Origin of the sequence: uncultured Helicobacter sp., from assembly GCF_937906905.1 — a bacterium.
Lineage (GTDB): Bacteria > Campylobacterota > Campylobacteria > Campylobacterales > Helicobacteraceae > Helicobacter_B.
Map to the genome: position 1 here is coordinate 1 of NZ_CALERY010000021.1, position 14,325 is coordinate 14,325.

16 protein-coding genes and 1 pseudogene are annotated in these 14,325 nt (G+C 47.2%); 6 read left to right on the forward strand and 11 right to left on the reverse strand.

The annotated features are described in order from the left end of the window. Positions 1-465: 465 nt before the first annotated feature. From Q0171_RS04755 to Q0171_RS04770, 4 genes and pseudogenes are all read left to right on the forward strand, one after another. On the forward strand, positions 466-750 hold the full coding sequence (locus Q0171_RS04755; protein ID WP_299327322.1) for a glycosyltransferase: 285 nt from the start codon (positions 466-468) through the stop codon (positions 748-750). A gap of 41 nt (positions 751-791) precedes the next feature. Then, positions 792-1,502: a glycosyltransferase gene (locus Q0171_RS04760; protein WP_299327323.1), complete on the forward strand. Its 711-nt coding sequence runs from the start codon at positions 792-794 to the stop codon at positions 1,500-1,502. Between the two features lie 121 nt (positions 1,503-1,623). Next, positions 1,624-1,713, forward strand: a pseudogene (locus Q0171_RS04765) (methyl-accepting chemotaxis protein); the annotation flags it as partial. A gap of 45 nt (positions 1,714-1,758) precedes the next feature. Further along, positions 1,759-2,724 carry an HTH domain-containing protein gene (locus Q0171_RS04770; protein WP_299327324.1) on the forward strand — a complete coding sequence of 322 codons (966 nt, stop codon included), beginning with the start codon at positions 1,759-1,761 and terminating at the stop codon, positions 2,722-2,724. Between the two features lie 32 nt (positions 2,725-2,756). Here Q0171_RS04770 and Q0171_RS04775 read toward each other — a convergent pair whose 3' ends face one another. The 9 genes from Q0171_RS04775 to Q0171_RS04815 all read right to left on the reverse strand — a co-directional run bounded on the left by Q0171_RS04775 (position 2,757) and on the right by Q0171_RS04815 (position 11,931). Further along, positions 2,757-4,097, reverse strand: coding sequence for a glutamate-5-semialdehyde dehydrogenase (locus Q0171_RS04775; protein ID WP_299327325.1), 1,341 nt, complete (start codon positions 4,095-4,097; stop codon positions 2,757-2,759). 8 nt (positions 4,098-4,105) lie between these two features. Further along, positions 4,106-5,377: a glutamate 5-kinase gene (gene proB, locus Q0171_RS04780; protein ID WP_299327326.1), complete on the reverse strand. Its 1,272-nt coding sequence runs from the start codon at positions 5,375-5,377 to the stop codon at positions 4,106-4,108. Next, complete coding sequence (locus Q0171_RS04785) at positions 5,374-7,401, reverse strand: hypothetical protein (RefSeq protein WP_299327327.1); 2,028 nt, start codon at positions 7,399-7,401, stop codon at positions 5,374-5,376. The genes proB and Q0171_RS04785 overlap by 4 nt, the downstream gene beginning before the upstream one ends. A 51-nt stretch (positions 7,402-7,452) precedes the next feature. Further along, complete coding sequence (gene folP / locus Q0171_RS04790) at positions 7,453-8,664, reverse strand: dihydropteroate synthase (RefSeq protein WP_299327328.1); 1,212 nt, start codon at positions 8,662-8,664, stop codon at positions 7,453-7,455. Then, on the reverse strand, positions 8,651-9,319 hold the full coding sequence (locus Q0171_RS04795) for a DNA polymerase III subunit delta' (RefSeq protein WP_299327329.1): 669 nt from the start codon (positions 9,317-9,319) through the stop codon (positions 8,651-8,653). The genes folP and Q0171_RS04795 overlap by 14 nt, the downstream gene beginning before the upstream one ends. A gap of 24 nt (positions 9,320-9,343) precedes the next feature. Then, on the reverse strand, positions 9,344-9,892 hold the full coding sequence (locus Q0171_RS04800; RefSeq protein WP_299327330.1) for a HobA family DNA replication regulator: 549 nt from the start codon (positions 9,890-9,892) through the stop codon (positions 9,344-9,346). Between the two features lie 16 nt (positions 9,893-9,908). Beyond that, positions 9,909-11,120 carry an aspartate kinase gene (locus tag Q0171_RS04805; RefSeq protein WP_299327331.1) on the reverse strand — a complete coding sequence of 404 codons (1,212 nt, stop codon included), beginning with the start codon at positions 11,118-11,120 and terminating at the stop codon, positions 9,909-9,911. After that, entirely contained in the window at positions 11,114-11,614 is a 501-nt protein-coding gene (locus Q0171_RS04810; protein ID WP_299327332.1) for an RNA pyrophosphohydrolase, read from the reverse strand. Before Q0171_RS04810 ends, Q0171_RS04805 begins: the two co-directional genes overlap by 7 nt. A gap of 74 nt (positions 11,615-11,688) precedes the next feature. Beyond that, positions 11,689-11,931, reverse strand: a complete 243-nt coding sequence (locus tag Q0171_RS04815; RefSeq protein WP_299327333.1) for a hypothetical protein — start codon at positions 11,929-11,931, stop codon at positions 11,689-11,691. A gap of 184 nt (positions 11,932-12,115) precedes the next feature. Between Q0171_RS04815 and Q0171_RS04820 the strand changes: the two genes are divergently transcribed. Next, positions 12,116-12,772 carry a hypothetical protein gene (locus tag Q0171_RS04820; protein ID WP_299327334.1) on the forward strand — a complete coding sequence of 219 codons (657 nt, stop codon included), beginning with the start codon at positions 12,116-12,118 and terminating at the stop codon, positions 12,770-12,772. 55 nt (positions 12,773-12,827) lie between these two features. Then, positions 12,828-13,037, forward strand: a complete 210-nt coding sequence (locus tag Q0171_RS04825; protein ID WP_299327335.1) for an alkylphosphonate utilization protein — start codon at positions 12,828-12,830, stop codon at positions 13,035-13,037. 104 nt (positions 13,038-13,141) lie between these two features. Here Q0171_RS04825 and Q0171_RS04830 read toward each other — a convergent pair whose 3' ends face one another. Continuing rightward, positions 13,142-14,140, reverse strand: a complete 999-nt coding sequence (locus tag Q0171_RS04830) for a sugar-transfer associated ATP-grasp domain-containing protein (RefSeq protein WP_366113802.1) — start codon at positions 14,138-14,140, stop codon at positions 13,142-13,144. Continuing rightward, entirely contained in the window at positions 14,074-14,322 is a 249-nt protein-coding gene (locus Q0171_RS04835; protein WP_299327336.1) for a hypothetical protein, read from the reverse strand. Before Q0171_RS04835 ends, Q0171_RS04830 begins: the two co-directional genes overlap by 67 nt. Positions 14,323-14,325 lie beyond the last annotated feature (3 nt).

Here is a 14,325-nt window from a genome sequence, read left to right on the forward strand (position 1 = left end):
CTGCATCTTTCAGGTGTGGGAATGTAGGTCGATGCAGGGATAAGGGAGATTGTTTTTATTCTTTTTTGCTACTGCGATAGTTTTTTATTCTTACTCTTTTATTCTGTCTGCTTTATGTTTTTATTGCTAGCTTTTGTTGCTTTTTTATGTTTGCTTGGGGTTGTTTAGATTCTATATGTATTTATTATCTCTTTTTATTGATATGTGTTGGGTGGTTGATGTTTTTATATGGTGTTTGGGGAGATAGGCACGCTTGTTTGTATTAAAGTTATGATATGGAAGGTTGTATTTTGATAGTGATTTACTCCCAGTAGATGAAGTGAAACTATAGGTAGATATGTTTTGTTGTCGATAAGAACTTAGGGTGAAGTTAGATTCCATATAGAGCTAGCTTATGTGCTGTTTAAGCGGTTTTATGCTCTAATGTTGTTTTATAATCATCGGTGGCAAGAGGGTGGTAAGAAAATGAATGCAAAAAGAGTGGCTGCAAGCCCTAAGCTCTATCTAGTTGTGCCGGCGTTTAATGAAGAGCAAGTGCTGCTAGAATCCTTGTGTGTGCTAGAATCTAAACTCGCACAAATGATACAATCTAACGCCATAGCTAAAGAAAGCGCATTAGTGCTTGTCGATGATGGCAGTAGCGATAGGACTTGGGAGATTGCCAAGGCGCATTTTGATGAGCGATATATGAGAGATGCTGCGCTAAATTCCCCCCCCCCCCCGTTAAGAGCAATCAGCCGCAATTTCTAGCCATAAGACTTGCAAGGAATTTCGGTCATCAAAGCGCGCTTTTGGCTGGGCTACATTACGCGCTTGGCAAGTGTGATTGTGCTATTAGTATTGATTGTGATTTGCAGCAAGATGAAGAGAAGCTTATAGAGTTTGTAGAGAAGTTTTGCAATGGTGCTGATGTGGTGCTTGGTGTGCGCAATGATCGAGACACGGATTCTGTGTTTAAAAAATATAGCGCGCTATTTTTCTACAAGCTTATGGAAGTATTTGGAGTAAAGATTGTAAAAAATCACGCTGATTATCGCTTGCTTAGTCATCGCGCACTCAAGGCGTTGTTTCAATATGGAGAATCTAATTTGTTCTTGCGTGCCATTGTGCTAGACATAGGGCTTAAGCAGGATATTGTGCATTTTGATGTGAAGCCGCGATTTGCTGGCGAGTCTAAATACAGCCTGAGAAAAATGCTTTCTTTTGCGTGGAGTGGGATTACGAGCTTTTCTATCGCGCCTTTGCGGTTTGTGAGTGCGGTGGGGGGTGCGCTATTTGTGCTGTCTGTTTTGTTTGGATTCTATGTGCTGTGGGTAAAGATTTTTGCCCATCAAGCAGTGCAAGGCTGGACATCTCTTGCAGTGCTTTTGTGCTTTTTGAGCGGGGTGCAGCTTTTAAGCCTTGGGATCATTGGAGAGTATATTGGCAAGGCATATCAAGAGATCAAAGCGCGCCCAAAATACATAGTCAAAGAGATGTTGTGCGATATAGAGACTTGCTAGAAAGTTAGCCGCAAGCCGCTAGAAGAGACGGCAAATGCGGTAAGGGAAATTACAGAATCTATGCAGGGTGTTGATAGTAAGGCGCAAGAAGTGGTATGATATTAAAAAGATTCTAGGATTTATCGCAGAGATTGCTGATCAAACTAATCTTTTAGCGTTAAATGCCGCGATTGAAGCAGCTCGTGCTGGGGAGCACGGGCGGGGCTTTGCTACCTGTGCTTTTGCGCTGTTTTTAAGCATGTAAAGGAGTGATGAAATGGCTTACACATTTTTACAAGCAGCTATCGAGGTTTTATGGGATTCGCCTACGCCACTTAAGGTATTTGATATTTGGGATAAGATTCTACAAAAGGGGCTTGATAAAAAAATCGGCTCCACAGGGGCTACACCGGAGCATACGCTTGCTGCACAACTTTACACAAGTGTGAAAAAGGAAAATTCCCCTTTCATCAGTATTTCAAAGCGCCCTAGGCTTTTTGGGCTAAGAGACAAAAGCTATCAGCATACGCCAAGCGAGATTGCCAAAATAGAGGATAAAGAAAGTCAAAGCGCAGAATCTAAAGGGGAGAAAGCAAGCTTCCATGAGCGTGATTTGCACCCGCTGTTTGTAAAGTTTGCAAATGAAAGTGAGTTAAATTTGCTTTGCAAAACCATTTATCACGAGGAGAGCAAAAAAGATAAAAAAGGTAGAGATAAGTGGATATATCCAGACATCGTAGGCGTGCGTTTTGCCTTTAGTGATTTTCGAGAGGAGGAAACTTTAATACTGCTAAACAAACTGGAATGCCCCAAAGCGCAGCTCTACTCTTTTGAGCTAAAGAAAAATCTAGGCTGGCATAACTTAAAAGAGAGCTATTTTCAAGCAGTCTCTAATTCTAGTTGGGCAGATTACGGATATTTAGCAGTGTTTGGGAGTATTGAAAGTGAGATTTTAGAAGAGCTCAATAAGCTAAATAGCCGCTTTGGCATTGGTGTGATCACCTTTGGCACGCGTTTGGAGGAGTTTGAGATTAAGATTTATGCAGAGCATAAAGATGAGCCAGATTTGAGTGTGATTGATGAGCTTATCGGCAAAAATGAGAATTTTAAACACTTTATTGAAAATGTCATTGCTGATATTGATGTAGAGCGGAGTCGTATTTCAAAGAGTCTCTATGATGAAATTAAAACCGACGAGAAGCTAGAGCACTATATGAGACAAAAGAAAATCGAGGGATTCTAGCTAGCCTTCACTTCTACCCACCTTTTAGATTCTCACTCGCGGATAGTGCCTTTGCAATCGTCGCTACACTCGCCATGCACGATGTATTTCGTAGTGGTGAGGTGGATTGCGCCCATGGGACCACGCACATGGAGCTTCTGCGTGCTAATGCCCATTTCTGCCCCCAGTCCAAACTCCCCTCCGTCATTGAAGCGACTTGAAGCATTTACAAACACCGCGCTCGCATCGACAAGTGCGCAGAATCTCCTGCTCGCTTCTAGGCTTTGTGTGATGATGATTTCACTATGTTTAGAGCCATGGTGTGTGATATGGGCAATCGCTTCGTCCATGGATTCTACACATTTGAGCGCGAGAATCTTAGCGCCAAACTCCACACCATAATCCTCCTCGCTCCCTTGCGCCAGCAAGCCAGGGTTAGATAGCGCAACATCTAGCCCTTTAAAATCACCAGAATCTATTCTAGGCTCTTTGGCAACCCTATGGGATTTGGATTCTAGTAGCCCATAGCAGATAGAATCTGCACGCACTTCCACGCCGCTATCCCACAGCGCCTTTGCCAAACAGGGCAGGATAGATTCTAAGCAGGATTTGTGGATAAGGATTGTTTCTATTGCATTACATGCGCTTGGGCGCGAGACCTTGGCATTCACACACACACGCACGGCACACTCCACATCTGCACTCTCATCGATATAGGCATGGCACACACCTTTATCATGGAAGATGACAGGGATTTTGCTATGGCACACGACAAAATCTATAAGCGCACTGCCTCCGCGCGGGATCACCACATCGATATATCCGCGCTCTTGGAGAAGCGTGGCGATCTGCTCGCGTGAGAGGGAGTTTATCTCGTAAGCGCATTCTTTGGGGAGTGCGCTAGATTCTAGTGCCTGGTGGATACATGCCATGAGCGCAGCATTAGAAAATCTCGCTTCTTTCCCACCTTTTAGAATCACCGCATTGCCAGATTTTAGACATAGCGCTGCTGTATCAATCGTTACATTAGGGCGGGACTCGTAGATGATAAGCACCACGCCAAGACTCACGCGTATTTGGGTGATTGTAATCCCGCTAGGGCGCACTCCTCCACCAGTAACAGCGCCTAGCACCTCGCTTTGTGCGCGTATCTCTTCTACTGCGCGTATCATGGAGTCTATCGCCTTATCATCAAGCACAAGCCGATCGATGAGAGATTGCTTGAGCCCAGATTCTCGCGCAGCTTGGATATCTTTGGCATTTGCTGCTTTGATTTGCTCGCGATTAGATTCTAGCGCGTTGGCGAGATTTGCCAGTGCGCCATTGCGCGTGCGTGTATCGCTTTGTCCTAGAATCTGGCTAGCGCGTTTGATATGCTCTAATATCGCTTTCATGTGGGTCCTTATGTGTCAAGTAGGGCAATGTCATCTTTGTGCAAGAGGCAATCGCCATAGCTTTGCCCCAGAATCTCGCCAATGCGCGCCGAGTCTTTGCCGATGATGAGGCGACTATCGTGTGCATTGTAGCGCGATTTCCCGCGCGCGATTTCTTGCCCGCACTCATCATACACACTCACTACATCGCCCGCTTCAAAGATCCCTTCCACGCTTAGCACGCCTTTTGGCAGGAGAGATTTGTTTGCCCTAAGCGCCCTAAGCGCACCAGAATCCACGATAAGCTTGCCTTGAGGGATAGCGACATAGCCGATATAGAATCTGCGCTTTTTGATGTTGCTTGTGGGGAGGTGGAAGTAGGTGCCTATGTCTGCCCCAGAGAGAAATGCTTTGATATTGCGCGCATCATCGCCTTTGATGATAGCTACATTGCAGCCGCGCTGCACTGCCTTTTTGGCAGCATGGAGCTTGCTTGCCATGCCTCCTGTGCCTACTGCGCCGCTTGTGGGGTTCTCTCCTGCAAGTGCGAAGATACTCTCATCAATCGCATGCACTTCACCAATGCGTTTGGCACTTGGGTTGGTCGCTGGATTGGCAGTATAGAGCCCATCGACATCTGATAGGATAAGTAATAAATCCGCATCAACCATGCCCGCCACTAGTGCAGCGAGATTGTCATTATCCCCAAATGTCTCAATATATTTGAGCTCATCGACAAGCACAGGGTCATTTTCGTTGATGATAGGGATAGCTTGCAGTTCCAGCAGTCTGCGAAGTGCTGCGCTAGCGTAGAGATAGCGCTTGGGGTTGGAGAGGTCATCTTTGGTGAGCAGGATTTGGGCGATTTGTAAGCCATGCTCGCGGAATGCCTGCTCATAATGCCATAGCAAGCGTGCTTGTCCCACTGCTGCGCAGGCTTGCTTGTCGATAATGTCTTTGGGACGGCTAGGGAAGCCAAGCAGACTGAAGCCACATGCCACAGCACCCGAGGAGACGAGTATGATTTCTGGGATAGTGGCTTTAAGTGCGGCAATTTCTGCGCACAGAGCTTGTATGCGCGCTACTTGCACACTAGAATCCACCTTTTGGCTAGCAGGCGTTTTGCCCTCATTGCCAGGTGCTGTGGCAGCAGCGTGGTAATCTACTTGTGTTTGACCAGAATCCATATTTTCAAAAGTAGAATCTAGCGCTTGTGTGAGTATCGAGCTGCCAATTTTTATCACCAAGCGCTTGGGCGTGGGCAGTGCCCTTGCTATGTTTGAGGCATTTTGGCAGGTCATTTAAACAAGCCTTTTAGCATATCAAGTGCGGGGTCTTTGTTTTTGTCGAGTTGTTTATTAAGCTCTTTTTTGAGTGCTTCGCTTGCCTTTTTCTTCGCCAGCTCAGAGAAATCCACATCTACCTTTGGTGCATTGATTGTGCCATTGATATGCACATCGACAGAATCTTGTTTGATCGCGGTTTTGAGCTTGGCGTTAATTGTGGATCTTTCAAGATCGATTAGGATATTTTCGCCATACATGGAGAAATCCCCGCTTTTTGCACCAAATTTCGTCGTGAGCTTGAATTTATCAATCCCGCAATCCACGCCTACGCCCTCGAAAAGCAGCCCCGTAACATCTGTGTTTGTGTAGCGCTGGATTGCATTTGTGAGATCATTTTTCATAAAATGCCCATGGGAGAGCACCGCGTGTAGATTCCCACTCTCTTTGGTGAGATTGTAGGTGAGATCCCCATTTGCCTTAGCACTAAAAACTTGGGGATATTGGAGCATTTTTAGCAGTGAAGTCGTATCGATATTATCAAGCTTGGCGCTAAAATCATCGCCCTGCAAGCTTGCATTGATTTTTCCACCTAGGCTGGTGGTTTGAAAATCAGCTTGAATAGTGTCGCTAATCTTTGCGCGCCCACTTGCCTCTATGCTCCCTGCAAGCTCGATTCCTGTTAGAAATTTGAGTGCTTTTAAGTTGGGGATTTTGATGATGTAGGGTGTGGATATGGCAGTGGAGTTTAGATTGATTTTGATAGGGTTTAGCACCATTTCTGCGAGCTTAGAGTCCATTGTGAAATCCGCCTCGCCCATGCCTTTTTGCAAACGCGCATTGCTCTTGTAGGAGAAAGGCGTGTTTGGCATGGCAAGGTTAAATTCTTTTTGCACCACTGCGCCTTGGATTGTGCCCTTTAGGCTAGAAGTTACTTGTGCGCTTATGCCTTTGTCAAAATCCCACACTTCCCCGCTGGCGCTTTCTATACCTGTGATAAATTGTGGTAGGTAGAGCATGGAGAGAATGCGCTCGACTCTCAAGCCTTTAATGTCAAATGCGATTTTTTGTGGAGCAAATGACTCTAGCAAGGCGCTGTATGTGGTGCTAGATTCTGCGATGTCGCTTTGACCTGTGATTTTCATCGACTCCATGCCGCCTACGACTTCGCCGCTACTGCGAAGAGCACCACGCACTTTCATGCCAAGCAGCGGAGTAAATGCGCTAATGTCGCTAAGGTTAATGGCATAGGTGCTTTTGGTGAGAAGTGGGGCGATTTGGGTCGTGCCAGAGGAGAGGATTTTGCCTACATTGGCATTAAAGGCGAGATTATGCTTGATGGTATCGGTATTGAAAATTGCGCTGGCATTTGTGGTGAAGCTTGTGCGTGGGATTGTGATATCAAAGTCTTTTTGGATAAGGGCTTGGGAGAATATGCCTTGTGTGATAGCCAGATTTGCCCGCCCATTGAAGGCATTTTCCTTGCTGCTAATGTCAGCCTTAAGCCCTAGAATCCCGCTCACATAGGGTTTGATCCCTCCCATGGCAAGCGCCTCATCAATCCTAAGCGCGCTAATGTCTGCGGTGATTTTTGTTGGGGCGAGGTTTTCAAGTGTGAGATTTAGCACGCTTTTAGACTTGGCGATGTCGCTGGTGGCATTGATTGCAAGCGTGTCAAATACCTTGCCCTGCGCTCTTGCCCTTACTTCAAAGCTCCCAGCTAGCTCCACACCCACCATATCGCCAAAAAGTGAAATATCATTTGCATCTATCAAAAGCCCCAAATCCACTCCAAGTGTGAAAAGATTATAGTCGCCATGCAGATCGATGATAAGCTTTTCATCGTGGTTTAGCACGATGTGTGCGCCTGTGAGCCCTAGCGAGAATGTGTCAAGCTTTAGAGGGATTGGCGAGTGGGTGTTGATTTGGGATTGGATAATGGGCTTAAATATCGCATTGCCAATGGGGCTAAAAAGCAGGATATAAACCAGAAATAGCAGCCCTGCGATAATCCCAAGTAGCCAAAGTAGCAGCTTTTTCACAAATTCTCCTTGTCGTGTGTTATGTGTGCTAAGCAGACAAAATGCTTGGCATTATAGCGCATACATGCTTGCTTGCCCTACGGCGCGAAAAATCTTTAGCATATCGCAATGCTCTGCAAAATGATGGGCGCGAATGATGTCTGCCCCTGCTTGGAGAGCTAGGAGGTGTAAGGAGAGAGTGCCGCTTAAACGCTCTCTATCAGGATCGCCTAAGATCTCGCCGATACTGCGCTTCTGGCTTGCTCCTACAAGCAAGCGTTTGCCAAAGTGCTTAAAATGCGCTAGATGCTGGATAAGCGCGAGATTTTGTGCGGTGTTTTTAGCAAAGCCAAAGCCGATGTCTAAAATCACCTCGCCTGCATTGTTGGATTCTAGTAGCTCAAGCTTGCGTGTGAAAAACTCATCTATCTCGCTGATAAGGTGTGCATAGTCTGTAAGCGTGCTCATATTTTCTGGCGTGCCACGCGTGTGCATAAGAATCACATCAGCATGAAAATCTCGTATCACATCAATCATGCCAGAATCGCCAAGCGCACTGACATCGTTAATGAGGGAGAATCCAGATTCTAGTGCGAATGCCGCAGTTTTGGCATTATAAGTATCGATAGAAAATTGCGCGCGCTTATGGAGATTCTCATGTTTGATAAACTCGCATACCTCTCTAAGCCGCGCTATTTCTGTGGCAGAATCTAGCAGCGCACTGCCTGGGCGTGAGCTGGCTGCGCCGATATCGATGAGTGCTGCTCCTTGCTCAATAAGTGCGGTTATGGACTCTATGGCGCGCGCACTATCATGGCGCGATGGGGCATAGAAGCTATCGGGAGTTAGGTTGATAATAGGCATGATGATGGGAGAATCTAGGCGGCTGGATTGATGAGAATCCATGGTGGATTCTGTGCTAGATTGTGGCGTGGATTCTGTGCTATGGCGCAAATGGTCGCGCAGGATTTGGCTTAGAAGCTTTAGTCCAAATGGCTGGATTTTGCATTTAGCAATCACGCGCTCAAGCTGGGATTTTGTAGCGATAAGCAGGGCGTTGTAGGGGGGATTTTGGCTAAGGATCGCTTCTCTTGGTGTGGCAAGATCACCGCCTACGCTTAGAAGCTCTTGCTTTAGGATATGGAGCTGCTCTGGGCGCAAGTCCCGGAGATAAAACAGCCAAATCTCACCCTTTTTTCCCATGATGTGCGCCCCACTTTTGTCGCAGCCTATGAAATCAAGCGCGGCGTGCAAAAATTCTGGCGCGATTCTAGTGCAGTGCATGGGAGCGTCCTTGGGGATATTGGCGGTTTTGATGTTGCGCACTTGGGGCAGAATGCACGCGCTTAAGCATGAGCAGGAGATTTAAGCACACAAGGTGCTTGGGGCGGTAGTTTTCTAGCTCATGTAGCGCGCTATCAAAGCTCTCTAGCTCTTTTTGACTTAAGCTTATGCCCGATTGGGCGGCAGAGAGCAGGAGTGAGGAGATGAGCTCGCGCCCGTGGATTCTGCTATCGCGCTCATCTTTTGCTAGCTCGCGGGTGAAGTGGTAGATGGATTCTAGGCTTAGTGTGCGCAAATCTAGTGCAAAAGGCACGATAGCCTGCTTGCTGCGCTTGTCTTGGAGGATAAGCCGCGAGCGGATTGTGGGGATAAAGGCAGTTTTGTTGCGTGAGATGAGAAGAAATTTCACATTTTCTGGTGGCTCTTCTAGGATTTTTAGCAGGGCATTTTGCGCCTCGATACGGAAAGAGTGTGCGGCGATGATGATTGTTTTTAACTCATCTGTGGCGATGTGGGCTTCGGTGATTATCTCATGAATGTGCTTTTGCTGGATTTCTTTGTCTTCATACACGCGCACGCCACTTGGAGGCAGGGCTTCAAGCTGGGATTCTAGCTCTTGCTCGATACTATTTACTAAGATGATTTCGCCTATCATGCCATGCCTGCCAATCGCCCGCTTCTACTCTACAATAATGCGATTAAGCATGCTCTCATAAATGGCTGCTTCAAAAAGCTTGAGCATTTCGATGAGCTTGTAGTCAAGGAACTCATCGCTAGGATTGAGTGAAAACGCACCTTTAATCCCTCCACCAAGCACCCAGAAAAGCCCGTATTCCTTACTTATACACAAATCTGCAAGCTTAGATTCTGGCTGCCCGACATACCAAAACATATAATCCCCATAGGCGATATCAAGCATATTGATGAGATGCTCCATATTGGATTTTTGGAGGCGAAAGTCTTGATCGAGCATGCGGTTTAGTGAGAAAATAGGCATAAGCGGGCGCTGCGTGCCGCCATAGTAGAATCGAGAGAGCGCATAGGAGCCAAACCACTCGCGTCTCTCATCTGTAGCAAGCAGGAGCGCACCGCCGTTTATAATATGCTTGATCGCGCGGATAATCGTATCGGCAAAGAGATTGCGCTCGACTTCAAGCCATGCGATGTCGTTTGCCCATTTTTTGCACTCTGCACGCATGCTCTCCACAAGCCAAGTGCGAAAATCCATAGTCTCCATATCTAGCCTATTTGTCGAGCTCATAGGCATTATGCAGCGCGCGCACGGCTATTTCTGCATGTTTGGATTCTATGATCATGGAGACTTTGATTTCGCTTGTGCTAATCATCATAATATTGATATTTTCATTTGCCAATGCCTTAAATGCCACGCTTGCCACGCCAGAGTGGGACTTCATGCCCACGCCCACAATAGAGACTTTGGCGATATTGCAGTCATAGTCGATAGATTCTACATCGCTGGCAAATGGCGCGAGAATCTGCTTTGTCTGCTCGACATCGGTTTGTGGGATTGTGAAGTCTATGTCGGTTTTGCCATCTCTGCCGATTGTTTGGACAATCATATCCACATTGATATTCCCACTAGCTAGCACACCAAAAATCTCTGCGGCAATGCCCGGGCGATCGCGCACATCAGCTAGGCTTACGCGCGCTTGGTTTTTATCGAGTGCGATTCCGCTTACAATGGGCTGCTCCATGATATTCTCCTCTGTTGTGATAAGTGTGCCTTCTTTTTGAGTAAAAGAGCTGCGCGTTACAAGTGTTACGCCCCATTTTTTCGCTAGCTCCACAGAGCGATTAAGCAAGACTTTTGCCCCCATTGACGCAAGCTCTAGCATTTCATCATAGCTGATTTTGTCGATTTTCTTAGCGTTTTTTTCGATTCTAGGGTCGGTGGTATAGACGCCATCGACATCGGTATAGATTTCGCATAGATCGGCTTTTAGTGCGCCTGCGAGTGCGACAGCAGAGAGGTCGCTCCCACCTCGCCCAAGCGTGGTGATCTCGCCCTTAGTATCCACACCTTGGAATCCCGCGACAATCACAATATAGCCTTGCTCTAGCAGCGATCTGGTGTAGGTGGTGTCGATGGATTCTATGCGTGCTTTTGTGTGCGTGGAGTCTGTCAAAATCCCCGCCATCTGCCCACTAAGTGAGATTGCCTTGTAGCCTTTGGATTCTAGTGCGATAGCTAGTAGTGCCGCGCTCACGCGCTCCCCAGCGCTTAGTGCCATATCCACTTCCCTGGGCTTTGGCAGTGGAGTGAAGTATTTGGTGTAGTTTATCAGCATATCTGTCTGCCCACTCATCGCGCTTACGACTACGAGCATCTGGGGATTCTCATGCGTATGGAGTGCGTCAATCACGCGGTTGGCGACATTCTCGATCCGCTCGCAGTCCCCCACACTTGTGCCGCCGTATTTTTGGACGATCAACATTCTCTGGCTCCTTTTTGCTCCAGCTTATCGCGGAATCCACTTAGCACTTGCCTATACACATCGCGCTTGAAATGCTTCACACGCGCAAAAATCTCATGATAGCTCACAAACTCATAGCGTGAAAATTCTGGCGTGTGTGTGGCGAGTGTGATTGTGGCATGGGGCAGGAGTCTAGCGAGAAAATACCGCTGTCTTTGCCCTATGTAGGGGCGCATTTTGGTAACTACAGATTCTGGGAAGTCATAGCTCACCCACTCTGGATACTCTGCGAGAATCTCCACCTCACGCGTGCCTATCTCCTCCTCTAGCTCGCGTAGGAGTGCTTGCTCTGGGCTCTCGCCCTCATCGATTCCGCCTTGTGGAAACTGCCAAATCTCTGGCATGTCAAGGCGCTCGGCGAGAAAAAACAAGCGCGTGCTAGGCTGCTCTGGGCGATAGTCTGGGTGGAGCAAAATCGCAGCGACATTGGGGCGATAGAGAGAGTGCGTATCCATAAGTCTGCTTTAGGGTTAAAATTGAAGCGCGATTGTAGCCTAGAATGCTTAAATGAGAGCTTAGGCGCTTGGCGCTATTTGGTGGATTTTGCAGTGCTGCCATAGGCTTTTTGGCATGCACTTTCATCGCCCATGAGACAAGCTTTTTGCAAGGCGTTGAATGCTTCTTTGCGCGCTGCGTTTTTCTGGGCATGCTCACGCTTGATTTCTGCAAACTGGTATTGATAGACAAAATACAGCGCGACACACATCAGCACCATGAAAATCACATCGCTGGGGCGGAAGCGCAATTTTCTGCAAAAGCCACATAGCGCCATAAATGCTCCTTTACTCTTAATTTTGTTTGTATGCTTGTGCGCAAGACTTATGAATGATTGGGACTTTCGAGATTCTAGCGCATTTATGGGGTATTGGCAATGTGTGTGCTTGTATGTTAATGTTGTTGGATTAGGGAATGGCTTTTGCTTTGGTGAATAACATAATATCGTATAAGGACTATCCATGAATACCATCACAAGTAGCACCAGCGCGCAAGAGACAAAAGCCCTAAGCGAGCTTTTTGCCCAGAGGGCAAATCTCCAGAGCAATCTCCAAGCCACCCCGGAGTCTAACGCACAATCCAAACTAGATTCTAGTAAATCCGCAGAGAGCGCGGTATCTAAGCCAGAATCCACAAATGCTGTGAAAGAGGATTTTAGTATGCAAAGCTTCCTAAACGCCCTTGCGCCAAATACACAAGCAAGTGAGCTAGCCAGAGCCCAGGCGGCGCAGGGGGTTAGCGGGGTTAAGGGGCTTGATGAGAATCTTGGTAGTGCGCAAGACCCCTATGACTCACTCCATAAAATCAAAGACACTTTCACTCCTTCCAAAGAGCTAAGTGCCGCGATGAATGCCAAGAGCTATGTGAAGCATGGGCTTGCTGATGTGGATAGCTTCAAGCTCATGGCGCGCCAGCTCCAGGCTGATGGCGTGCTAAATCGCGATGACATGATGGCGGTGGATTTTCTAAGTGCCAAGTCGCCAAACATCAGCTTGCAGGATTTTGACGCGATGATAAAAAACGACAACCTAAGCCGAGAAATGCGCGGGCTTATCTCGCAGCTCGTGCAAAAGCTCCACATGGTAAATTACATCAGTGGCGGGCTGATGAGCGCGTAAGCTAGAATCTAGCAAATGAGATTTGGTATTTGATTATAGATTGCAAGGAGATAGTATGGCAAAAGACGCACATGGAGCTACATTAGAGAATGGCGATAGTGTGAGTGTGATTAAGGATTTGAAAGTCAAAGGTGCTTCAAGCACGATTAAGCGTGGCACGACGATTAAAAATATCCGCCTAACAAGCAATGAGAGTGAGATTGAGGCGAAAGTCGATAAATGCGGGGTCATCGTGCTAAAGACTTGTTTCTTAAAAAAGATATGATTGGGGATTGTAGTTTCGCGCGATAAGCGCGAGATTGTTTGCTTAAAGGGCTGCTTGCTGCAAGCAGGCGAGATTCGCGCGGCATGTCCTAGAAGAGCTAGAATCTAGCGCTCTAGCATACGCGTAAGGATTGTGTCGGTGAAATCGCCAAAGAGCGGGGCGTTGCAAAACTGCGGTAGCTCGACACCCGGGCAGTCAATATTTGCTTCTATCATCACAGGCTTGCCGCGCTCATCAAGCGTAAAATCCCAGCCGATAATCCCAAAGTGTGGTAGCACAAGGTGCATAGCTTTGGCAGTATTGATGATTTCATCAAAATGCGGAACTTTGGTGCCAAATACAGATTCTGCTTTGGTGTCATCATCTGGCGCAGCTCCTTTGTCTTTCAAAATAAAGCTATCTTTCACAAGAAAATCACGCAGCACGCCATTTTCATCGATACCGATTCTATTGGAGTTATCGCCATTAGAAATATCACCGCCACTGCCTATGGCTAGAAATGCCGAGAGCAAATGCACTTCTTCATTAAAGATAAAAGTCATAATACGAAAAGTATTTACCGAGTTTGGCTGCAGGGATTCTAGGAAGCTATGTTGAGCGATAACTTCTTGGATTGCGATGTCGCTTTTGTAGGATTCTAACAAGGCGGTGAGTGCTTGCTGACTCATTGTGGCAGGCTCTATGATTTGGATACCGCTGCCCTGCCCCGTGGCGTGCATTTCCGTGGGCTTTATCAGCACGCGGTCATAGTCTTTGAGCAATGCTAAAGTGGATTCTAGGCTTTGGGGTGTGTGGCTGCGCTCTTGCGTGGGGCGGTAGTAGCTGCCTTTTACGCGCTTTAGCAGTGTGCGTGGCGTGGGGAAGTGGGAGAAAAGCACATCGTAGTAGTTTTTATCGCTAAAGGCGGCTTGGTAGGATTTGGGATTGAAGTAGGGGAGAATATCGCAGTAGTAGAAGTGATTGTCTAGGTAGGCGATATCTAGGGGGTGGTGGGGATTTATGCTGTGGTAGATTGTATGCCAGGAGAGTAGCTCATCTATGCGCTCTTGTAAGCTATTTCGCGCGAAGCCACGAGAGAGAGAGAGAGTAAAGGCGTCCAGTATTCTACAACCTGCTTGGCGTGTGCTTGGGGGAGGGGCTTTAGCTGATTGTGGGAGTCAAGGTAGCGCAGGTAGCTAGCGGTTTTTGCACGGAAGTAGATTCTAGCTCCTTGATAGTCTTTGCGTGCTTTTAGTCCATAGAGTGCGGATTTGAGATAGGATTTGAGAGAAGTTTTGATACTCATTTA

What these genes read in the sequence shown, in the direction of transcription:
- folP (WP_299327328.1), bottom strand. Translation starts at nt 8,664, where the DNA reads ATGCACTGCACTAGAATCGCGCCAGAATTTTTGCACGCCGCGCTTGAT.
- proB (WP_299327326.1), bottom strand. Translation starts at nt 5,377, where the DNA reads ATGACCTGCCAAAATGCCTCAAACATAGCAAGGGCACTGCCCACGCCC.
- Q0171_RS04795 (WP_299327329.1), bottom strand. Translation starts at nt 9,319, where the DNA reads ATGATAGGCGAAATCATCTTAGTAAATAGTATCGAGCAAGAGCTAGAA.
- Q0171_RS04815 (WP_299327333.1), bottom strand. Translation starts at nt 11,931, where the DNA reads ATGGCGCTATGTGGCTTTTGCAGAAAATTGCGCTTCCGCCCCAGCGAT.
- Q0171_RS04770 (WP_299327324.1), top strand. Translation starts at nt 1,759, where the DNA reads ATGGCTTACACATTTTTACAAGCAGCTATCGAGGTTTTATGGGATTCG.
- Q0171_RS04825 (WP_299327335.1), top strand. Translation starts at nt 12,828, where the DNA reads ATGGCAAAAGACGCACATGGAGCTACATTAGAGAATGGCGATAGTGTG.
- Q0171_RS04810 (WP_299327332.1), bottom strand. Translation starts at nt 11,614, where the DNA reads ATGGATACGCACTCTCTCTATCGCCCCAATGTCGCTGCGATTTTGCTC.
- Q0171_RS04775 (WP_299327325.1), bottom strand. Translation starts at nt 4,097, where the DNA reads ATGAAAGCGATATTAGAGCATATCAAACGCGCTAGCCAGATTCTAGGA.
- Q0171_RS04805 (WP_299327331.1), bottom strand. Translation starts at nt 11,120, where the DNA reads ATGTTGATCGTCCAAAAATACGGCGGCACAAGTGTGGGGGACTGCGAG.
- Q0171_RS04800 (WP_299327330.1), bottom strand. Translation starts at nt 9,892, where the DNA reads ATGGATTTTCGCACTTGGCTTGTGGAGAGCATGCGTGCAGAGTGCAAA.
- Q0171_RS04820 (WP_299327334.1), top strand. Translation starts at nt 12,116, where the DNA reads ATGAATACCATCACAAGTAGCACCAGCGCGCAAGAGACAAAAGCCCTA.
- Q0171_RS04755 (WP_299327322.1), top strand. Translation starts at nt 466, where the DNA reads ATGAATGCAAAAAGAGTGGCTGCAAGCCCTAAGCTCTATCTAGTTGTG.
- Q0171_RS04835 (WP_299327336.1), bottom strand. Translation starts at nt 14,322, where the DNA reads ATGAGTATCAAAACTTCTCTCAAATCCTATCTCAAATCCGCACTCTAT.